The 21,937-nt window shown below is 36.6% G+C and carries 21 protein-coding genes; 13 read left to right on the forward strand and 8 right to left on the reverse strand.

The genetic code is table 11. The annotated features are described in order from the left end of the window. Positions 1 to 13: 13 nt before the first annotated feature. Together E1750_RS06065 and E1750_RS06070 are read right to left on the reverse strand one after the other, a co-directional pair. Complete coding sequence (locus tag E1750_RS06065) at positions 14 to 1,093, reverse strand: glycosyltransferase family 4 protein (protein WP_133275916.1); 1,080 nt, start codon at positions 1,091 to 1,093, stop codon at positions 14 to 16. Next, positions 1,090 to 2,208: a glycosyltransferase family 4 protein gene (locus tag E1750_RS06070; protein WP_133275917.1), complete on the reverse strand. Its 1,119-nt coding sequence runs from the start codon at positions 2,206 to 2,208 to the stop codon at positions 1,090 to 1,092. The genes E1750_RS06065 and E1750_RS06070 overlap by 4 nt, the downstream gene beginning before the upstream one ends. A 248-nt stretch (positions 2,209 to 2,456) precedes the next feature. Here E1750_RS06070 and E1750_RS06075 point away from each other — a divergent pair, with 248 nt between their 5' ends. From E1750_RS06075 to E1750_RS06100, 6 genes are all read left to right on the forward strand, one after another. Then, positions 2,457 to 3,224 (forward strand): ParA family protein, encoded by a 768-nt coding sequence (locus tag E1750_RS06075; RefSeq protein WP_133275918.1) that lies wholly within the window; start codon positions 2,457 to 2,459, stop codon positions 3,222 to 3,224. A gap of 5 nt (positions 3,225 to 3,229) precedes the next feature. Next, positions 3,230 to 4,129, forward strand: a complete 900-nt coding sequence (locus E1750_RS06080; protein WP_133275919.1) for a ParB/RepB/Spo0J family partition protein — start codon at positions 3,230 to 3,232, stop codon at positions 4,127 to 4,129. Continuing rightward, positions 4,129 to 4,689 carry a DUF5683 domain-containing protein gene (locus tag E1750_RS06085; RefSeq protein ID WP_133275920.1) on the forward strand — a complete coding sequence of 187 codons (561 nt, stop codon included), beginning with the start codon at positions 4,129 to 4,131 and terminating at the stop codon, positions 4,687 to 4,689. The genes E1750_RS06080 and E1750_RS06085 overlap by 1 nt, the downstream gene beginning before the upstream one ends. Before the next feature lie 38 nt (positions 4,690 to 4,727). After that, a complete protein-coding gene (gene dapB, locus E1750_RS06090) occupies positions 4,728 to 5,435 on the forward strand; it encodes a 4-hydroxy-tetrahydrodipicolinate reductase (protein ID WP_133275921.1) in 708 nt (235 codons plus the stop codon). Between the two features lie 78 nt (positions 5,436 to 5,513). Continuing rightward, positions 5,514 to 7,217 carry a signal peptidase I gene (gene lepB, locus E1750_RS06095; RefSeq protein ID WP_133275922.1) on the forward strand — a complete coding sequence of 568 codons (1,704 nt, stop codon included), beginning with the start codon at positions 5,514 to 5,516 and terminating at the stop codon, positions 7,215 to 7,217. 66 nt (positions 7,218 to 7,283) lie between these two features. Continuing rightward, positions 7,284 to 7,904: a WbqC family protein gene (locus E1750_RS06100; protein ID WP_133275923.1), complete on the forward strand. Its 621-nt coding sequence runs from the start codon at positions 7,284 to 7,286 to the stop codon at positions 7,902 to 7,904. A 197-nt stretch (positions 7,905 to 8,101) separates the two neighbouring features. On the opposite strand, the gene E1750_RS06105 is transcribed toward E1750_RS06100, so the two are convergent. From E1750_RS06105 to E1750_RS06130, 6 genes are all read right to left on the reverse strand, one after another. Further along, on the reverse strand, positions 8,102 to 9,148 hold the full coding sequence (locus E1750_RS06105) for an endonuclease/exonuclease/phosphatase family protein (RefSeq protein ID WP_133275924.1): 1,047 nt from the start codon (positions 9,146 to 9,148) through the stop codon (positions 8,102 to 8,104). Positions 9,149 to 9,231: 83 nt separating this feature from the next. Further along, positions 9,232 to 10,068: a rhomboid family intramembrane serine protease gene (locus E1750_RS06110; protein WP_133275925.1), complete on the reverse strand. Its 837-nt coding sequence runs from the start codon at positions 10,066 to 10,068 to the stop codon at positions 9,232 to 9,234. Positions 10,069 to 10,169: 101 nt separating this feature from the next. Beyond that, positions 10,170 to 10,982, reverse strand: a complete 813-nt coding sequence (locus tag E1750_RS06115) for a rhomboid family intramembrane serine protease (protein ID WP_133275926.1) — start codon at positions 10,980 to 10,982, stop codon at positions 10,170 to 10,172. Next, positions 10,979 to 12,835, reverse strand: coding sequence for a DNA mismatch repair endonuclease MutL (gene mutL / locus E1750_RS06120; protein ID WP_133275927.1), 1,857 nt, complete (start codon positions 12,833 to 12,835; stop codon positions 10,979 to 10,981). The genes E1750_RS06115 and mutL overlap by 4 nt, the downstream gene beginning before the upstream one ends. Positions 12,836 to 12,998: 163 nt before the next feature. Then, positions 12,999 to 13,568 carry a 6,7-dimethyl-8-ribityllumazine synthase gene (gene ribH / locus E1750_RS06125; protein ID WP_133275928.1) on the reverse strand — a complete coding sequence of 190 codons (570 nt, stop codon included), beginning with the start codon at positions 13,566 to 13,568 and terminating at the stop codon, positions 12,999 to 13,001. A gap of 73 nt (positions 13,569 to 13,641) precedes the next feature. Continuing rightward, a complete protein-coding gene (locus tag E1750_RS06130; protein ID WP_133275929.1) occupies positions 13,642 to 14,424 on the reverse strand; it encodes a tetratricopeptide repeat protein in 783 nt (260 codons plus the stop codon). A 228-nt stretch (positions 14,425 to 14,652) separates the two neighbouring features. On the opposite strand from E1750_RS06130, the gene recF reads away from it, so the two are divergent. The 7 genes from recF to murB all read left to right on the forward strand — a co-directional run bounded on the left by recF (position 14,653) and on the right by murB (position 21,926). Next, positions 14,653 to 15,732: a DNA replication/repair protein RecF gene (gene recF, locus E1750_RS06135; RefSeq protein WP_133275930.1), complete on the forward strand. Its 1,080-nt coding sequence runs from the start codon at positions 14,653 to 14,655 to the stop codon at positions 15,730 to 15,732. Between the two features lie 83 nt (positions 15,733 to 15,815). After that, positions 15,816 to 16,547, forward strand: a complete 732-nt coding sequence (locus tag E1750_RS06140) for a thioredoxin domain-containing protein (RefSeq protein ID WP_133275931.1) — start codon at positions 15,816 to 15,818, stop codon at positions 16,545 to 16,547. A 10-nt stretch (positions 16,548 to 16,557) separates the two neighbouring features. Next, positions 16,558 to 17,232 carry a DUF2461 domain-containing protein gene (locus tag E1750_RS06145; protein WP_133275932.1) on the forward strand — a complete coding sequence of 225 codons (675 nt, stop codon included), beginning with the start codon at positions 16,558 to 16,560 and terminating at the stop codon, positions 17,230 to 17,232. An 8-nt stretch (positions 17,233 to 17,240) separates the two neighbouring features. Next, entirely contained in the window at positions 17,241 to 18,305 is a 1,065-nt protein-coding gene (locus E1750_RS06150) for a glycosyltransferase family 4 protein (protein ID WP_133275933.1), read from the forward strand. A gap of 2 nt (positions 18,306 to 18,307) precedes the next feature. Beyond that, positions 18,308 to 20,155 carry an asparagine synthase (glutamine-hydrolyzing) gene (gene asnB, locus E1750_RS06155; RefSeq protein ID WP_133275934.1) on the forward strand — a complete coding sequence of 616 codons (1,848 nt, stop codon included), beginning with the start codon at positions 18,308 to 18,310 and terminating at the stop codon, positions 20,153 to 20,155. 55 nt (positions 20,156 to 20,210) lie between these two features. Beyond that, positions 20,211 to 20,894: a hypothetical protein gene (locus E1750_RS06160; protein ID WP_133275935.1), complete on the forward strand. Its 684-nt coding sequence runs from the start codon at positions 20,211 to 20,213 to the stop codon at positions 20,892 to 20,894. A gap of 18 nt (positions 20,895 to 20,912) precedes the next feature. Next, positions 20,913 to 21,926, forward strand: coding sequence for a UDP-N-acetylmuramate dehydrogenase (murB, locus tag E1750_RS06165; protein ID WP_133275936.1), 1,014 nt, complete (start codon positions 20,913 to 20,915; stop codon positions 21,924 to 21,926). Positions 21,927 to 21,937 lie beyond the last annotated feature (11 nt).

The following is a 21,937-nucleotide window of genomic DNA, read 5'->3' on the forward strand; positions in this document are numbered from 1 at the left end:
AGATACGCTGTATTCATTTCATCATTTTTGCTATCCAATTAGAATATTCAAGCAAAACGGCCTTTTCAGAATACGTACTTACTATTGTTTGTTGAAGAGCTTTCCCTAAATCGGCCCTCAAAGACTCCTTTTCCATTAATTTGACCAATGCATCAAAAAACAATTCTACCGAACCTGTTTCAACCAAAAATCCGTTAATTCCATTTTGAATCACTAATGGAATTTCACCTACACTTGTCACAACAACTGGTTTTGAATGCCAACCATATTCCAACAAAGCAACAGGCAAACCTTCGGATTGTGATGTTAATATGCCGATTTCGGATTGTTCAAGAATAGCCGAAATATCATTTCTAGATCCATAACAATAGACTGTTTTCTGTAGATTATAGTCCAAAATCTTAGCACGGATTTTTTTAGAATAATCATCTTCAAAATCTTTTCCAACCAAATGAAATGTCCAATCAGGATGGGATTTTTGCATTTTTTTTGCCACTTCAAGCAATAAAAAATGATCTTTCTGAACTCGCAAATTGGCCAAACATACAATGCGTTTCCCTGGCATCCCATCCAAAATGGTTTTTGCTGCGATTCTATTGTCTGCGGCAGGGAAATTAGGCAAATAAATAACATTTTTAAAATGCAGTTGCTGTTCTGCCCAATTTTTAAGTTGCTGGTTTACCGCAATTATTCCATTAAAAAATGGAAGCACTAGCTGCAACCCAAAAGAGGATCTTTTAGCCAAAAATTCGCTGTCGCCATAATGATCGTGCCAAATCAATTTTGTTTTAGGACAACTAAGCTTCAACAAAAAGGCGGTAAAAAATGAAGTGCTGTGCGCATGAATTATTTCGACCTTATTTTTTTTTACAAATTGTCGCAATTGACCTAAAGATTTCAAGTCAAATGCGCTTTTCTTATTCAAAAAAAGATAGGAAACATCACTATCAAGTTGATTGATTAACGCGCCTTCTTTTCGCGTAGCAACTAGTCCCGAAAAATCAATTTTATGGGCAAGAGCATTGGCATAATTCACCGCCATTCGTTCTGCACCGCCCGCTTCAAGCGAATCTATGATTTGGATAATTCTCATGATACTAGCATTTTTTTGATCTCCTTTTCGAATACATCCAAAGTATAGTTTCGAGACCAATCACTAGCGTTTTGGCTCATTCTTTTGTAAAGAATTTCATTACTTAAAAGAGTTTCTAATTGATGTACATCGTGCTCCAAATCAGTTTCCAGCAAAATGCCTCGACCTCCATAATCCAGCATAAAGGGAACGCAGGAAACCTTGGTAGCTAGTGGAACACAACCCCAAAACATCCCTTCGGCAATGGCTTTTGGCCAACCTTCACTTTCCGAGGGCAAAATCACAAAATGGCTCGTTTGATACTGCTTTTTTACCGTTTCCTGATGCTGATTTCCTTTCAAAGAAATGAAGTTTTCTAGTGCATTTTGATCAATATAGTCTTCCAATTTACTTCTCTCTATTCCATCACCATATACATCTAGAACGACATCATATCCTTTTTTATATAAGGTTTCTACTAATTGAATGGCGTACCAAGGATTTTTTCCGGCAACCACTGTTCCCACAAAAATAAAACGAATTTGTGCTTGTAAATCCCGCGGAATAATTGGCGATTTGTCCAGTTCGTGATAAGTTGCTGTAAAAAATGGTTTGATATTCTTTGCACTTCCCTCCCATTCGCCATAAACCAAAACCTGCATATTCCGAGTCAAAAAACTGTTGCTCAAAATCCACTTTTGCAATCGATACGACAACGGCTGTTTCGAATTGGGGTCCCAATTTCCAGCATATTTGGCTGTTTTGGGTTTCTTTGGAAATAAAATCTGAACCAAACACCCCAACAAACCGATATTTCCGGGACATCGCAAATGAATGTGATCTGCTTTTTGCATCGCAGAATATAGGTTCCAACAGATTTGTGGAATTTTGAAAATCGTTTTGAAAATACCCAAAATACTTAAAACATCGAAACTTTCAATAGCAACAAAATCAATATTTTGATGGTCATAATTCAAATCAATTGGTGATTTTTTAGCCTTGGATATGGGGGCAATAAGAACTACATTTTCGACGTATTTGGTCCAAATATTCATTTCACGTACATAGGGAGCGTAAGCATAATATCGATTTTGCTCCAATATATGAGGAACATGGGTGATGATGGCAAAAGTCATTGTATAGTTTTCGATTGCAATTAAAATTTCTAGTGGTAAATGTATTGCTAAATCTATTCATTTTCAACACGGGATTGCATATTTAGATTTCCCTTATTTTTTTACCAATAAATAAAAGCCTGTTGTTGTAAATATAGCGAGATTCTTCAAAAAACCACTGCTAATCAACCCTTAACATTTGTTAACAAAATAGATTTTCAGAAACCATAATTAATTGTATTTTTACCGTTCAAAATTTAGAAAAATAAATGGGCAAAATCATAGCGATAGCGAATCAAAAAGGCGGTGTTGGAAAGACGACAACTTCAGTAAATCTGGCAGCATCACTGGGTGTTTTAGAAAAAAAAGTGTTATTGATTGATGCTGATCCTCAGGCAAATGCGAGTTCAGGTCTTGGAATTGATGTTAATACGGTTGAAATTGGAACCTATCAAATTATCGAACACAGCAATAGTCCGATGGAGGCTGTGTTGAAATGCACTGCTCCCAATGTCGATGTGATTCCGGCTCATATTGACCTTGTGGCTATCGAAATTGAACTCGTTGACAAACCCGAACGCGAGTATATGCTCAAAAATTCGTTGGAAAGCATCAAAGGCGAGTACGATTATATTATTATCGATTGCGCTCCATCATTGGGATTGCTTACTTTGAACGCATTAACAGCTGCCGATTCTGTGATTATCCCCATTCAATGCGAATATTTTGCACTCGAAGGATTAGGAAAATTATTAAATACCATCAAAAGTATTCAAAAAATCCACAATCCAAATTTGGATATCGAAGGACTGCTGTTGACTATGTTTGACTCGAGATTGCGGTTGTCCAACCAAGTTGTAGAAGAGGTTCAGAAACATTTTAACGATATGGTTTTTGAAACAATAATCCAGCGAAATGTCAAATTGAGTGAAGCACCAAGTTTTGGCGAAAGCATTATAAACTATGACGCTACAAGTAAAGGTGCCAATAATTATTTACAACTGGCTCAAGAAATTATAAAGAAAAATAGCAACTAATTTTTATGGCACAAGCACTAAAAAAACAAGCTTTAGGAAGAGGATTATCGGCTTTATTGAAAGATCCTGAAAACGATATCAAATCAGTAAACGATAAAAACGCCGATAAAGTGGTGGGTAATATTATTGAGCTTGAAATTGAGGCGATAGAAATCAATCCGTTTCAACCCCGAAGTAATTTCAACGAAGATTCCCTTCGAGAATTGGCCACTTCTATCAAGGAATTAGGAGTTATTCAACCTATTACTGTCCGAAAATTAGACTTCAATAAATACCAATTGATTTCGGGAGAACGCCGTTTACGTGCTTCGACCTTGGTTGGATTGACCACCATTCCTGCCTATATTCGTATTGCAAACGACAACGAATCCTTGATTATGGCTCTGGTTGAAAACATTCAACGCCACGATTTAGACCCCATAGAAATTGCACTTTCCTACCAAAGATTGATTGACGAAATTCAACTCACACAAGAGCAAATGAGCGAACGCGTAGGAAAAAAACGTTCGACTATTGCCAATTATCTTAGACTATTAAAATTAGATCCCGTTATCCAAACCGGAATCCGAGATGGTTTTATCAGTATGGGACACGGACGAGCCATTATCAATATCGAAAATCAAGATATTCAAACCGATATTTACCAAAAAATCGTGAGCCAGAATTTATCAGTTCGCGAAACAGAAGCCTTGGTCAAAAATTACCAGGAAAGCTTGAAGCCCAAGCCAGCAGGAAAACCAAAATCAGCTGGTTTTGAAATTGCCGATGCGGAGAAAAATACGTTCAATACCTATTTCGGAACCAAAGTAGAGGTGAAAATCGCTGGAAATGGCAAAGGAAAAATCAGTATTCCGTTTCATTCTGAAGAGGATTTCAACAGAATTATTAAACTAATAAAAGGCTAGTGCATAAATTGTATTTCATAGTGCTATTCCTTTTTGCATTTGGAAATTGCTCCGTTTTTTCTCAAAAGAAAACAGAGGAAGTTTTGATAGCAAAAGACACTCTGAAATCAAAGGACATCGACCCTTTAACACCCGCAAAAGCAGCTTTTTATTCGGCTATTCTTCCGGGTTTAGGTCAAGCTTACAATAAAAAATACTGGAAAATCCCCATTGTGTATGGAGCAATTGGCGTCAGTTTGTACTATTATATTGATAGCAGCCAAAAATACCATCAATACAGGGATGCCTACAAACGGAGATTAGAGGGTTATACAGACGATGAATTCAGCTATTACAATGACGAACAGTTAATTTCTGCACAAAAATTTTACCAACGAAACAAAGATTTTTCAGCTTTATTTGTGGTTGGATTTTATGTATTAAATATTGTGGATGCCAATGTTGACGCGGCTTTAATTCAATTTAATGTCAATGAAAACTTATCGGTCAAACCGGATGTTTATATTAATGATGTAACATATCGAGCCAATTTTGGACTAACTTTTAATTATAATTTTTAATTCCTAGATCGAGAATTGAAAAACAAATAGTACAATAAATGAAAATAGCACTTTTAGGATACGGGAAAATGGGTAAAACCATCGAAAGAATTGCCTTAGAAAGAGGTCACGAGATTGTTTTGAAAAAGGACGAATTCAACACCTACGAAGGACTTTCGAATGCCGATGTGGCTATCGATTTTAGTATTCCAGCGGTTGCTGTAGAAAATATTTCAAACTGTTTTTATAACCACGTTCCTGTTATTTCTGGCACGACAGGTTGGTTAGACCGATACAATGAAATGCTCGCTCTTTGCACAGAAAAAAATGGGGCTTTTATTTCCAGTTCTAACTTCAGCTTGGGGGTCAATCTTTTCTTTGAGCTCAATGAATATCTAGCAAAAATGATGTCCAAATTCGATTCGTATAAAGTCGAAATGGAGGAAATTCATCATACCCAAAAACTCGATGCACCAAGCGGAACCGCAATTTCTCTAGCCAAAGGCGTAATCGAAAACAGCAATTACACCAATTGGACCTTGGACGAGGCGAAAGAAAATCAGGTTCATATTGAAGCTGTCAGAACGGGCGATGTTCCCGGAACACATACCGTATCGTACCATTCAGGTATCGATTCCATCGAAATTAAGCACACAGCACACAATCGCGATGGTTTTGCACTTGGCGCAGTGATTGCCGCCGAATGGATTGTAGGAAAGCAAGGCGTATTTACAATGAAAGATGTACTAGAATTAAATTCCAAATAAAAAATTCCAAATTCCAAAATTAAAACCTATTCATACAGATACAAAATCTGAAATCGTTAATCTGAAATCTAAAATATTATGACAGCATATCAATGGTTTGTATTTTTCTTACTGGTACAACTAATTCACTTTTTAGGCACTTGGAAATTGTATGAAGCAGCAGGCAGAAAACGTTGGGAAGCCGCTGTTCCAGTATATAACGCTATCGTTTTAATGAAAATAATTGGTCGTCCCAGTTGGTGGACACTATTACTTTTCATTCCAATTATCAATCTGATTATGTTTCCGGTTATTTGGGTCGAAACCCTAAGAAGCTTCGGAAAACGATCTTCATTAGATACTTTTTTAGGCGTAGTTACTTGTGGTTTTTACCTTTATTATATCAATTATACTCAACCCTTACATTACATTGCTGACAGAAAATTAAATCCTGAAAACAAAGCTGCAGACACAGTGAGTTCCTTACTTTTTGCGATAATCGTTGCCACTTTTGTACACACTTATTTCATTCAACCTTACACTATTCCCACCTCATCCTTAGAAAAATCGTTATTGATAGGTGATTTTTTATTTGTAAGCAAAATGAATTATGGCGCGAGAGTTCCGATGACCTCAGTGGCTCTGCCCATGGTTCATGACTCTATCCCGTTGACGAAAAAGAAGTCGTATTTGAGTTGGCCACAACTACCCTATTTGAGATTGCCTTCGTTTCAGAAAATTGAAAAAAATGATATTGTAGTTTTCAATTGGCCTGCCGATACAGTGTACCAATTTTTTGATAGATCAGGCAGAAAAGCGGTTCTTAAACCTATTGATAAAAAATCGAATTATGTAAAAAGATGCCAAGGAACTCCGGGTGATGTTCTGGAAATTAAAGAGGGAATGGTCTATATCGACGGTAAACCTTTAGTGCTGCCTGAAAGAGCCAAATCACAATACGAACATACTGTGTATTCGGCAAAAGGGGTTTCGAATGAGCTGTTGGTCGCTTCTGGATCAACCGAATTTAATAGAGTTTATATCTTAAAACCAAATAGTGAGGAGCAAATTGCCGCCGTGCAACCTTACGTTTTAAACGCATCACAAAACCAAGACAAATCCTTTACGGTGATGACTGGTTTTAATGGAATTCCACTGAGTGTCATCCAAAAAACAGGAATTTATGCTCAAGAAGTGTACGATGCCAAAAACGATGTCAATCTTACCTTAAAAGCGGCAGCGGAATTGCGCAAAAACACGGCAATCGATTCTGTAATACGACATATTGCTAAAAAAACTGTAGTAGATCCCAGTATTTTTCCGCACAATACCAATTGGACTGTGGACAATTATGGTCCAATCACAATTCCTGAAGCAGGGAAAACAGTTCAATTGACGCAACAAAACATTCCTCTTTACAAAAGAATTATCGAAAGTTACGAAGGCAATACACTGGAAAACAATGGTCAAGCCATAAAAATAAACGGTGAAATTGCCAAATCGTACACCTTCAAACAAAACTACTATTGGATGATGGGAGACAATCGCCATCGTTCAGAAGACAGCCGCTACTGGGGTTTTGTTCCCGAAGACCATATCGTAGGGAAACCCGTTTTTATTTGGATGAGTTGGGATACCAATGGCAAAGGATTGGGCAAAATTCGTTGGGAACGCCTATTTACTACTGTCGGCGGTGATGGACAACCACAATCGTATTTCCAAATTTTCTTGATACTTTTGGCAGTCTTTTTTATAGGTGACTATTTTTGGAAAAAGAGAAAAGCAAAAAATTCAAAAGTTTAAAAGCGTTTAAAGTTTAAGGTTAAATATCGCATAAACCTTAAACTTTAAACCTTAAACAATTAATAAATGAACATTCTTATACACCCCTCCTATTTCCCCTCGATTAGCCATTATGTTGCGATGGCTCAATGTGATACAATTGTGTTTGAAATGGAGGATAATTTCCAAAAACAAACCAACCGAAATAGAACGTATATTTATAGCCCTAATGGCATTCAGTTGCTGAATATTCCTGTAAAACATTCGAAAGAAGCGCACCAAAAAACAAAAGAAATCAGGATCGAAAATGATTTCAATTGGCAAAAACAGCATTTCAAATCACTAGAAGCTGCTTATAGAACTTCGCCTTTCTTTGAGTTTTTTGAAGATGAACTTTTCCCAATTTTCGAAAAAAAACACCAATTCTTGATGGATTTGAATTTTGAAACGATGGAATTTGTCTCAAAATGCCTCAGATTGAAATTGAATTTCGAGACTACAACAGAATATTTCCACGAAGTAGATTCAAATTCTATTCAAGATTTTAGGTTTTTGGCTGATGGAAAAAAAGATAAATCCCAATTCGAAAGTTACACCCAAGTTTTTGATGACAAACACGGATTCTTAAGCAACTTAAGCGTTTTGGATTTGTTGTTCAACGAAGGGAAATATGCTCTGGATTATCTGAAAAGCCAGAAGTTTATTTAAAAGCATCATCTTTTTTTTAAACCACATAGTTCTAATTTTATCTTAACTTTAAAAGGCAGACATAGAAATTTCATTGTACTCATAGCTATGCCTTTCTATCCAAAAGCGAAGCTTTCTTTTTTAAAATCTAAAAAGCTATGTCAAAAAAATGTAATCTATGTGGTTAAAAAAGTCAATTTAATGAAGTTGGAATTCCTCTACTCCATCGAAAGTTTTGCCATAATCGGGTAATGATCTGAATTTTCGAAATCTGGAAAACTTTCAAATCTTCTGACTTTCATTTTATCATCGGCAAAAATGTAGTCTATTCGAGCTGGATAATACCGGAATTTATAGGTTGCTCCAAAACCAACTCCCGCCTCTTCGAAAGTATCATTCAAGGAACCCTTAATATTTCGATACACGTACGAAAACGCGCTATTATTCATATCCCCACAGATAATGATAGGATAAGGACAATCTTTTTTGTGCTCTTTGATAATCTCCGCCTGCTGCTGTTGCTTTTTGAAAGCCTTGCTAATTCTATAAAACAATTTCTGCGATTTTCCCTGATTGATGGTCTCAATATTCTCATCGATTTCCGAGACATCCGGCGAAATTTTTATCGATTGCAAATGCATATTATAGACTCTAATAATATCCTTCCCTTTTTTGATATCCGCATAAACCACATTATTATTCGAATTGGGAAAAACGATATTTCCTTGGTCGATGATCGGAAATTTAGAAAAAATAGCCTGAGCAGTCTTAATCTGATTGCCTTCCATCAGGATGTACTTATGACGGTACACTTTCAAATCGATATCGGCAGAATTTGAATATTCCTGAATACACAAAATGTCAGGATTTTTTTCATTGATAAAGGTCAAAATATTATCGGGTACGTCATCTCTGCTCAGCCATTTGAACACATTAAACAAGCGAACATTATAACTCATCACAGTAAAATCTTTTTCGTTTTCGGGATACTCTTTAGCAGAAAACTTATAGAATTTATTAATAAAAGTAATGCCCATCAAAAGCACCAAACCGGACAAAATCATTCGCTTTTTGAATTGAACTCCCCAATAGAAAAAAAATAGCCCATTCAATATAAAAAACAAGGGCATAAACAGTGTAAAAACGGAAAGTATGGGGAATAATGTAGGTGCTAAAAAAGGTAAAACGTAAGCAACAAATGTGGATACAGTTAGTACTATATTCAAAATAAACATCACTTTATTAAACCAAGAAAGGTTTTTCATTTTATGTTTGTTGTTTATGGTTTATGGTTTTTAGTTTGCGGTTTCGAACAACTCCAAACTACAAACTCCAAACTACAAACCTTTTATTTCCCTGCTTTAAACAAAAATTCTTTTTCCTCTTGTGACAAACAATCATAACCCGAGCGGCTTATTTTATCCAAAATCTCATCGATTTGCTGCTGGGTTTTATCCTTGACAACTATTCTTGATGTTGACTTTGTTTCCGGTTTTTTATAATTTTTATGCACCGTTTTGAGAGGCGTTGATGATGATTTAGTAAACAAATTAACAAAAAAATCGGATACGTTCGAAACAATTTTACTCCAATCGGTTCCGTTTTCAAGAAATTTAATATAAAGAAAACCGAAAAATGCCCCAGCCAAATGCGCTATATGTCCGCCTGTATTTTCAATCCGGATTTGCATCAGGTCAATAACGACAATGACCAAGGTGATGTGCCAAAGTTTGACATTACCAATGAGTAGCAACCGTACATTCATTAGAGGACTGTAAGTGGTAGTGGCCACCAAAACAGCCATAATCGCCGCCGAAGCACCAACTATAGAAGCACTTAAATTCAAAAAATAATATCCTGCTACAAAAGCCATTCCAGCAAATATGGCGCTCAAAACATACAATCCAAGCAATTGTTTTTGAGTGAAAAAAGTTAGAAATAAGGTACAGGAAAAGTTCAAAATAATCATGTTGAAAAAAATATGCCCAAATCCATCGTGAAAAAAAGCATAGCTCAGCAAAGTCCAAGGATTGGTGATAAAAACCAAGGGGTCAGAACTGAGTGCAATCCAATTTGGGAACCTAAAAGCTCCCACAGCAAAATCATAAAAAAACAAGGATACCAAAAAACAGGCTACGTTCCAATAGATCAGCCTTTGGGCCAATCCACCGAATTTGTACTGCATTTTTAAGTCATCTATTATACTAGCCATTTAAATATAAAGTTTATTACTAATTCCCGCTTCGAGGGTTTGCTTCGCCAGCTCACTATCGCTCGTGTGGAGGTTTAATTCCAACGATTTCCATTAAATTGATTTTTCTTCCAAAACCACATCATCAGGAAACCTGTTATGGCTCCACCAACGTGTGCAAAATGGGCAATTCCGGTACTTCCTGCCCCAAAAATGGAACTTCCTTTGAATCCTAAAAACAAATCGATCGCCAAAATTCCGGGTACAAAATATTTGGCTTTAATGGGAACTGGAATAAACATCAAAGCCAATTCAGCATTGGGAAACATAAAAGCGAAGGCCGCCAATAATCCATAAATAGCTCCTGAAGCACCTACAACAGTGCCTTTGGTAATCATCGAAGCCTGAACAATAGTATTGAACTGTTGTTGGCTACAATTCACTCGCTCTAAAATACTTTGTATTTCGCCCGCCATCATTTGGCCTTTGGCATCAAATAAGGAGCTATAATCAGCATTCAATAAAAGATGAATTTCAGAAGAAGTTAATTTCAAATTGGACACATCGGATAACAAGGAATGTATTTCATAATAATTGACTCCTGTATGCAACAAAGCAGCGCCTAGCCCACAAGAAATGTAGAAAAACAAGAATTTTTTTCCACCCCAAAAATGTTCTAAAGCACTTCCAAAAGAATAAAGCGCAAACATATTGAATAAAATATGTGCAATATTCGGAAATGGCGCGTGCATGAACATATGAGTTATGAATTGCCATCCCTTAAAACTATCGCTTTCAGGGTAATACAGCGCAAAAAAATCATAGGCTACTGGTACAAAATAGGAACCAATAAAGAATAAAATATTAATAATCAATAGTTGTTTTACAACCGGTGTGATGTTCATCATAAGGCAAATTTTTTGTCTAAATCTTCCACACGGATGGTGATGAAAGTAGGTTTTTGAAAGGGAGAAACATTAGGGTCTTTGCAGGCAAAAAGACCGTTGACCAAGTTTTCTTGTTCTTTTTCGGTCATATAGGTACCTGTTTTTACAGCTAAACTTCGAGCCATCGATTTGGCAATCGTATCGTTTTGACTGAAACTGCTTTCGGGAATTCCGTTTTGTAAATCACTCAAAAGCTGTTCTAAAACTATCGAAGCTTCACTCTCGGAAACATTGACAGGCAATCCCGAAATGACTACACTATCTTCATAGGTTTCTTCGAAAACAAAACCAGTATTGGTCAACGAAGGTTTCAACTCGGCTATCAACTGCATTTCATCTATGGAAAAATACAAATGCAACGGAAATAACAATTGCTGGCTCGACGCTAGATGAACCGTGATATTGGTCAAAAATTGTTCGTATAAAATCCGTTGATGTGCCCGCTGCTGATCGACAATGATCATTCCTGATTTTATCGGATTTACAATATATTTTTTATGAATTTGGTAAGTTTTATTGACTTTTTGCTCCACCTCATCCGTGTTGAATAAGGAAGAAGTTACCGCTTCATTTTCAAATATCGTGGTGTCTATTTCCTCGGAATCTTGCTTAAGGCCTACATACAAACTTTCCCAGTTTGCACTTGGCTCTGCCTTTCTAAAACTAGAATTGGAATTGGTAAAATGCTTATTGGGTTTGGAATCTTCCGCAAAAGGATTGAAACTTCGATCCACTTGAATGGTTGGAGTAGCTCCCTCTAGGTCTTTATAATGATAAGGTGTGTCTAAATTGGCATCACGCTCAAAATCCAATACGGGCGCCACATTAAACTGCCCCAAACTGTGTTTTATAGATGCCCGTAAAATGGCATACAAAGCCGACTCATCATCAAATTTGATTTCCGTTTTCGTGGGATGAATATTTATATCAATCGTATGGGGTGGCACTTGCAGGTAAATGAAATAACTGGGTTGGGCACCATCTTTGAGCAAACCATCATAAGCAGCCATAACGGCGTGGTGCAGATACCCACTTTTTATAAATCGATCATTGACAAAGAAAAACTGTTCTCCCCGATTTTTTTTTGCAAATTCGGGTTTACAAACAAAACCTTGAATATTTACAATTTCAGTTTCTTCGGTCACCGGTACTAATTTTTCATTGGTTTTACCCGAAAAAACAGCCACAATACGCTGCCTCAAACTGGAAGGAGGCAAATTGAACATTTCGCTTCCGTTATGAAAAAAGGTAAAATATATTTTGGGATGTGCCAAGGACAACCTTTGAAATTCATCCACAATATGGCGGTATTCCACGGTATCCGATTTCAGGAAATTACGACGAGCCGGAATATTAAAAAATAAATTTTTGACCCCAAACGAAGTTCCCTTTGGCAAAACCGCTACTTCTTGCGATACAAATTTACTGCCTTCGATTACGATATGAGTTCCTAATTCCTCTTGGTCTTGCTTGGTTTTCATTTCGACATGAGCAATTGCAGCAATCGACGCCAACGCTTCGCCACGAAATCCTTTGGTGTGCAAAGAGAACAAATCTTCGGCCTGACGAATTTTGGAAGTGGCGTGACGTTCAAAACACAATCGCGCATCAGTCACACTCATTCCCTTGCCGTTATCAATCACTTGAACCAGCGATTTTCCCGCGTCTTTTAGTATCAATTTAATATCGGTAGCTCCAGCATCGACGGCATTTTCGAGTAATTCCTTGACAACCGACGCCGGACGCTGTACGACTTCGCCAGCGGCAATTTGATTAGCAACGTGATCAGGAAGTAATTGTATGATACTCGACATTAAAAAATGGTTTAAAGTTAGGGTTTAAGGTTTAAACCCAAAGTTCACAAATTTAAGTAATTTCTATTGGGATTACTACCTAAAGTAATCATAAAAAAACCTATACCATCATCAGAATAGTATAGGTTTTATTTCCGACAGCTATCGGAAGTAAAAATAGTATTTATTCTTCTATCATTTTCAAACCTTCAATTTGTAAAGGTCCGGTTGATAGGAGTTGCTGATTTTTCAATTGGTGACTGAACGAAGCTTGGTGTCGCAAATACGCCATTTTGATCGCTGCAATAGCGGCTTCGGTTCCTTTATTACCGTGTATTCCTCCGCTCCTATCGATAGATTGTTGCATCGTATTGTCGGTCAATACACAAAAAATAACGGGAACATCGGTTTGCACGTTCAAATCTTTTATACCTTGTGCGACGCCTTCGCAAACGAAATCAAAATGCTTGGTTTCCCCTTGAATCACGCATCCAATAGCAATTACCGCATCGACATTTTGAGTTTGAAGCATTTTTTTTGCTCCGTAAATAAGCTCAAAACTTCCAGGCACATTCCAACGAATGATGTGTTCCGATGGCACTTCATTTTCCAAAAGGCCAGTAACTGCCCCATAACAAAGCCCTTCTGTTATGGTATCATTCCATTCTGAAACAACAATCCCAAACCGAAAATTTTTCGCGTCTGGGATTGTGTTTTTATCGTATTCGGATAAGTTTTTATTTATAGTTGCCATCTCTTATTTAAGATTGCAGATTGCAGATTGCAGATTGCAGAAAAACTGCCATCTAGTCAACTGCCCTCTGGATTTATTGTGCTAAACCAATCAAACCATCAATGGTAGCTGCTTCTGGTGAAGCATCGTAATTATCTTTAATATCGGTAAAATATTTCAAAGCTTCTTCTTTATTTCCCATCGCCAAAGCAGTTTTTCCAGCTTTCAACAAGAAACGTGGTGTGGTGAAATCATTTTTATTCGATTCAGCAGCTTTTACGTAATATTCTAACGCCTCTTTGGCTTGATTTTTTTGAGAATAAGCATCACCTATAGCGCCAGTTGCCATAGCAGACAATAGTAGGTCTTCCGATTTGAATTTCCCTAAATAATCAATTGCCTCTGTGTATTTTTTTGTGTTTAAATAAGCGATACCCGCATAATAATTTGCCAAGTTTCCGGCATCGGTTCCTGAATATTCATCGGCAATTTTTACAAAACCAAATTTACCCTCAGACCCATTCAATGCTAATTTATACAAAGAATCACTTGCAACACCGTCTGTCGCTTTTTGAAAATTTTGTTGCGCAACAAACATTTCGTTGGCAGCTTCTTCCTCTTTAGGTGTAGCTACAAATTTTTGGTAAGCTAAATAGCCCACGGTCAATAATGCAATTGCCCCTACAACACCGATGATGATTCTTTGATTTTTGGCTACAAAATCTTCTGTTTTTGATGCAGTGGCATCAAGGGTAGAAAAAACTTCTGCTGTAGTACTGTTTTTTTCTAATACAGAAATATCTTCGGAAACTTCTTTAACTTCTTTAACTTCTTTTTCTTTTGCTGGTTTATATCCTCTTTTGTTATAAGTAGCCATTTAAATTTTAATTTAGTGAGCCGCAAAAATAAAATTTTTATTCATATCGTCATAAAAAAAGTAACTTTAAATTCAAATAAAAATACATTATCTACTATTTATGTATTCCTTTCTTTCCAATTGAAAAATTTTTACCATTTGAAATTGCATAAAAGCCATTTTTATGGATAATTTTCAATAATTTGCGCCCTCTGAAAGAAGCTAAATTTCCACTCGAGCAAGACCAAAATGTATTTAAAAAAAATTTCATTATTCAATTACAAAAATTTTTCGGAAGCTAATTTCGAATTGGTTAGCAAAATAAATTGTTTTGTTGGCAAAAACGGAATCGGAAAAACCAATGTCTTGGATGCTATTTATCATTTGTCTCAAGGAAAAAGCTATTTCAATCCCCAAGCGGTCCAAAATATCAAGCACGGCGAGGAGTTTTTTGTCATTGACGGCGAATTTGAAATCAACGAAAGAAACGAGCAAATCGTTTGTAGCCTCAAAAAAGGACAAAAAAAAATCCTCAAACGCAACGGAAAAATCTATGAGAAATTCTCGGAACACGTTGGTTTTATTCCCTTAGTAATCATTTCGCCTGCCGATCGAGATTTAATTGTCGAGGGCAGTGAAACCCGACGTAAATTTATGGATAGCGTCATTTCGCAGCTCGATTCGCAATACCTGAAACAACTCATTCAGTACCAAAAAGTGATGAGTCAACGCAATGCTTTATTGAAATATTTCGCTTTGAATTATGTTTTCGACAATGACACCCTTTCCATTTACAATGAGCAACTCGATACTTTTGGCAAATACATTTTCGAAAAAAGAAAAGAATTTATAGAACAGTTTATTCCGATTTTCAATGCACATCATCAAGCCATTACGGGCTCAGAAGAAACAGTTCAATTGGTTTACGAAAGCCATTTATTCGAAAAAGATTTATTGTCATTATTAGAGGAAAATATCAATAAAGACAGGGCTTTACATTACACCAGCGTGGGTATTCATAAAGACGACTTATCCTTTGAAATCGATAATTTTCCGATTAAAAAATTTGGTTCCCAAGGGCAACAAAAATCGTTCTTAATTGCCTTGAAACTCGCGCAATTCGAATTTCTTAAAACACAAAGTGGATTTAAACCCATTTTATTATTCGATGACATCTTCGACAAATTAGACGAAAACCGAGTGTCGAAAATTGTAGAAATGGTCAACAGCGACACCTTTGGACAGTTATTTATTTCAGACACCCATCCTGAACGAACTGAAAAAATCGTCAAATCGACCCATCAAACCTATAAAATTTTTAATCTTTAAAACGCAAATATTTTAACTTTTACTTTCAAAATCTGAGATAGAAATTGCCTATTTTAGCCCTTATAAATCAATTGATACTTATTATGAAATTTCGTTCTCTTATTTTTATTTCATTTGTAACTTTTACAATGTTATCGTGCACCGGACAACCTAGTAAAAGTTTAAAATCTGTAGACCCAGTAACCTTTTCAAAAGAAATAGCACAGCTAGAAGAACCTCAACTTATAGATGTGAGGACTCCAGGCGAATTCAATGCAGGACATATTTTAGACGCTGAAAATATCGATTGGCTGAGCAATAATTTTGTCGCCGCTACTGAAAAACTGGACAAATCCCAACCTATTTTTGTGTATTGTAAAAGTGGTGGAAGAAGTGCAAAAGCTGCAGCAAAATTAGAAGAATTAGGATTCAAAAAAATCTACAACCTCGAAGGCGGAATAATGAAATGGGATGCCGCCGGTTTATCCACCCGAGCCGAAGGCGAACAGGGCGAAGCCAAACCAAGCAACAAAATCATTGGGATGAGCCCGCAGGAATTTGCCAATTTACTGAATACCGACAAGAAAGTGCTGATTGATTTTAATGCGAAATGGTGTGCTCCTTGCAAAAAAATGGCTCCGTATATAGACAAAATCCAAAAGGAAATGGCTGACCAACTGCTTATTATCCGTTTGGACGCTGACGAAAATAAAACGTTAATCAACGAAATGAAAATTGATGAACTTCCGACGCTATTGTTATATAAAAACAAGGAATTACAATGGAAACACACTGGTTTTATGAGCGAAGAAGATTTGAAAAAACAATTACAATAACCAAGGAAATATGCTTTCAAAAGACAGTTTACAATTTCTGGATGATTTAAAAGCCAATAACAATCGCGATTGGTTTTTGGACAATAAAAAGCGGTATGAGGTTTTCAAAAAAGACTATCATCAATTGGTTGGCGCTTTTCTCGATGTTATGAAACCGCTCGATCCTTCGCTTGAAATGCTTGAAGTCAAAAATTGTACGTTCAGAATCAATCGTGATATTCGATTTTCTAAAGACAAATCTCCTTATAAAGACCACCTTGGAGTTTGGTTATCTAGCGGATCTAAAGGAAATAATCGAGCAGGATACTACGTTCACATTGCCCGTTCAGGCAGTTTTATAGCGGGAGGATTTTACTGTCCCGAAGCTGAGGATTTGAAAAAAGTGCGCAAAGAGATTGCTTACTTCTACGAAGACTTGGAGGAAATTCTACGCGAAAAAACCTTCAAAAAGGAGTTTACTGATTTCGATCGAAATGAAACTAATGTTTTGAAAAATCCGCCAAGAGGATACGAAAAGGATCATCCGGCTATCGAATTTCTGAAATTAAAAAGTTTCGAAACCTCGCAAAAATTCGACATTGAAGAAGTTACTAGAGCCGATTTTGTTGCTAAAATGAGCCAAAAACTAATTAGTTTAAAACCCTTGAATGCTTTTATTAACAGGGCATTAACCTCGGAAGAATAAGTCAGTGTATGCCAAAAAGAAAGATACTATTTCTAGGAGAAACCTACAGAGCAGATGCTATTACGTGGATGAATGGCCTCAAAGAATTTGGCGATTTCGAAATCATCACTTGGGAATTAAAATCTTCGAATCATTCCTTTATTAGTCGCTGTCTGCGTCTTTTGGAATTTTCTACAGGTCTTTTTCAAGTAAAAAAAATCATCAAATTACAGCAGCCCAATATGGTCATTGCCGAGAGAACCACGAGCTATGGCTTTCTGGCGGCACTTTTAAATTTCAAACCAATAGCCATCGCTCAACAAGGCCGAACCGATTTATGGCCGGAAAAATCGATTTTATTGCCATTAAAAAAAATAACCCAAAATTATGCGTTCCGCAAAGCCGATTTGATTCACGCTTGGGGTCCTGTGATGGCGATTTCAATGAAAAAGGTTCAGGTCGATATGAGCAAAGTGATGGTTTTGCCCAAAGGAATCGATTTGGAAAAATTTGGAGACCACAACACCTCATCCGAGAAAATTTCCGCCATAATCACGCGTTCGTTGATGCCCGAATACAGCCATGACATCATTTTACAAGCTTTTTGGATTCTGAACCAAAAAGGCATCGATTTTGAATTGACCATAGTTGGCGATGGAATATTGCTACCAATGTTAAAAGAATTAGCAACAAAATTAAAGATTGCGAACAAAGTTCAGTTCGCTGGAAGGATTCAAAATACGCAATTGCCAGCACTTTTACAAAAATCTAATTTATATATCAGTATGCCTATTACCGAAGGGGTTTCGGCCTCTTTGTTCGAAGCAATGGCTTGCAAGTGCTACCCTATTGTTTCTGATATTCCGGGAAACCAAAGTTGGATTACCCATCGAAAAAACGGACAATTGATAACGCTTGGCGATGCTGAAATGCTGGCTAATGAAATACTTTGGGCATTCGAAAATAAAGAAATCAGAGCGGAAGCTGTAGCACAAAACAGAAAATTTGTAGAAGAAAATGCGAATTACAAAACCAATATGAAAATCATTGCCGACGCGTATCACCAATTAATTAACACATTAAAAATCGATTAATTATGTGTGGAATTAATGGTATTTTTCATTTGCAATTGCAGAAAAAAGTGGACGAACGCCTTTTGATTAAAATGCGCGACTCGCTAGCACATCGTGGACCAGATGATCAAGGAATATTTATTGAAAATAATATTGGTTTAGGCCATCGAAGACTTTCGATTTTGGATGTTTCGGCAGCAGGACACCAACCTTTTTTATCCGATGATGGTCGTTTCGTAATGACCTATAATGGCGAAATATACAATTTTAGAGATTTTTATCCTGAACTGAGAAGCCACGGATTTGATATAAAAACCAATTCAGATACCGAAGTCTTATTGAAATTATTTCAATTGCACGGATTGAAAATACTACCGAGGCTCAACGGAATGTTCGCCTTTGTGATTTGGGACAAACTGGAACGCAAATTGATCGCTGTTCGCGACCGAATGGGTGTTAAGCCTCTGTATTATTCATTTTACAACGAAACTTTCTATTTCGGTTCTGAACAAAAAGCGCTTTTTACTGCTGGAGTTCCGCTGAAAATGGCAGCAGAAGGAATGGAAGAATATATTTTCAATCGTTTTGTGGCTGGCGAAAATACTTTATATGAAAATGTAAAAAAAGTACTTCCGGGACACATTTTAAGCATTCACGAAAGTGGAAAAATCACCAATGAAAAGTGGTGGGATTTGAAAACTGAAATTCAAAACCAACCCAAAATCAAAAATCCGGTCGACTGGTTTCGGGAAACCTTTGATGACTCCATAAAACTTCGAATGGTCAGCGATGTACCTGTGGGCGTTTTATTGAGCGGCGGACTAGATTCATCCTCCATTTTAGCATCACTAAACCATCAGAATTTCAGAGACATTCAGACTTTTAATATTGGTTTTAAAGAAAAAGAGCACAACGAATCGCATTTGGCGCAAAATATGGCAAAAAAATTCGATTACGAATTTCACACCATGCAATTAGAAGATCACTCGCTTTTTGACAAACTCGTTAGTTCCACTTATTTTCAAGACGAACCGATTATGCATTTGAGCGAACCCCATATTTTGGCCCTTGCGCAATTGGCAAAACCACAAGTAAAAGTCTTACTTTCAGGCGAAGGAGCGGATGAATTGATGGGTGGTTATGTGCGGTACAAAGCCCTGAAGTATCCCTCGATTCTAAAAGCAATCGCCACAATTGGTCATATGGATTATTTCACTACTAAGCCAAGATTCGAAAAATTGGCACGCTACTCCCAAATAGATGATTTTGATGATTTGATTCTCTACAATGGTTCTAATATTTATCCAAAGGATATCGGAAAGACTTTTGGAATTAGTCATGCTCCAAAAAACGAATACCGAAAGCAAATTTTAGCCGACGCCAAAGCATTATATCCCAACAATTTGCGGCGCCAAGCCCTGTATTTCGACCAGCACACCTATTTATGCTCCTTGCTTGACAGAAACGACCGTTGCACAATGGGAGCATCTATCGAATGTCGAGAACCGTTTTTAGACCAAAGATTGGTAGCAGGTTTGGGTTCCTTGGATGATAAATGGCTCTTTAAAGGAAAAAAATGGAAATACATCCTGAAATCAGCAATGAAAGAAAGGCTGCCCGAGGAAATCTTGAAATTCAAAAAAGTGGGACTGAGTGTTCCTTGGGGCGATTATTTGATAAAAAGCCCTGAATTTATGGCAGAACTAGAATCCTTTGCAAAAAGTGATTTATTCCTTCAGCCCTATTTTGAAAATATTAATGTAAAAAAATTGGTTTCCGACTTACAGAAAGGTGACTTGACAATGATTTCTTACATTATGCCGCTATTTATGATGCATATTTGGCAAAAAACCTATGCAACTCAATTTTAATTATTATATTTGAGGTCCCAAGACTGCCCAAATTAACAATTAAAATAGAATAATTATGTTCAATTTTAAAACTACTAAGAAACAAATTGAAATTTTCGAACGCAATGTTGCGGAAATTTTAAAAACCAATTTCCCTGCTATTCACGAATCGTGGGTCTCTTCGTCAAATGATTATTCGTTACAATTTCTAAAAAAACCTAGCGGAATATATCTATCGCGAAATTTAAGTAATGATAATTTTGAACCAAAATCCGAAAATAAAGCGGCGAATTTTGATATTTATGGATTAAAAGTTTTCAATAAAAAAAGGAAAGAATACGAAGAAGTGACCTTGTTTTTCAATTCTAACCTTCTAACACTGATTGAATTGAAAAGTCCCACAAGATTTCACGCCAATTATGATTATGAAAAGTTACAAATTGGCAAATTGTCATCAAAAGAAGTATTTGACCAAAATCAGGACGAAAAAATAACTTTAGCTATTCTTAAAGATATTTCAAAAGAAAAACTAAGTCAATTAGATATCGAAAAAGCAATTGAAATCGAAATCAATAAAAACGTGTACTACACGATATTAGATATGGATGAGGGCAACTATATAGCCGTCAACAAAAGCGGTAAAGTCTATCGTTTAAACCATAAAAACATCGAAAAAGTCAAGGAAATCGCAAACGATATTGTTGCGTTTTTTAATCTATACAAAGGGAACAAATCAAATTTGATGCAACTGATGTATTAAAAAAACTCCTCTCCTTTTATGGAAATACAAACCAATTTTTCTCTTAAAAACTTCAATACTTTTGGTATCGAAGCCCGTGCCAAACAATTTGTTGCCGTACATTCTATTGCCGAATTAGGTGTTGTTTTACAAGAATACAAAACCGAAAAAAAATTTATTCTTGGTGGCGGAAGCAATATGCTTTTGACTCAAGATATCGATGCCCTGGTAATTCACGTGGATTTGAAAGGCAAAAAAATCATCAAAGAAACCGATGATTTTGTTTGGGTCGAAAGTCAAGCCGGCGAAAATTGGCACGAATTTGTGCTTTGGACTATCGAACAAAATTTTGGCGGATTGGAAAACATGTCACTCATTCCGGGAAATGTGGGCACAACACCAGTGCAAAATATTGGCGCTTACGGGACTGAAATCAAAGACACGTTCGAATCTTGCGAAGCTATGAAAATTGAAAATCAGGAAATGAAAACATTTACCAAAGCCGACTGTCATTTTGGTTACAGAGAAAGTGTTTTCAAAAATGAAGTGAAAGGCCAATACATCATTACTTCGGTGGTTTTTAAATTGACCAAACAAAATCACAACATAAACATTTCGTACGGCGATATCAAGGCAGAATTAGCAAAAAACAATGCCGAAACCCCAACTTTAAGGGACGTAAGCAATGCGGTTATCGCTATTCGACAAAGTAAATTGCCCGACCCCAAAGAATTGGGCAACAGCGGAAGTTTCTTCAAAAACCCGATTCTATTGAAAACAGATTTCGAGAAAATTCACCAAAAATTTCCCGAAATGAAATACTATGAAGTTTCAGCAACCGAAGTGAAAGTTCCAGCAGGTTGGCTCATTGAACAAGCAGGTTTCAAAGGAAAACGTTTTGGCGATGCGGGAATTCACAAAAATCAAGCCTTAGTATTGGTCAATTACGGAAATGCAAGCGGACAAGAAATTTTAAATGTGTCCAAAAACATTCAAGAAACTGTTTTTAAAACCTTTGGCATTGCTATCGAAGCCGAAGTCAATATCATCTAAATTTAAACCGG

Source organism: Flavobacterium nackdongense (assembly GCF_004355225.1).
Taxonomy (GTDB): Bacteria; Bacteroidota; Bacteroidia; order Flavobacteriales; family Flavobacteriaceae; genus Flavobacterium; species Flavobacterium nackdongense.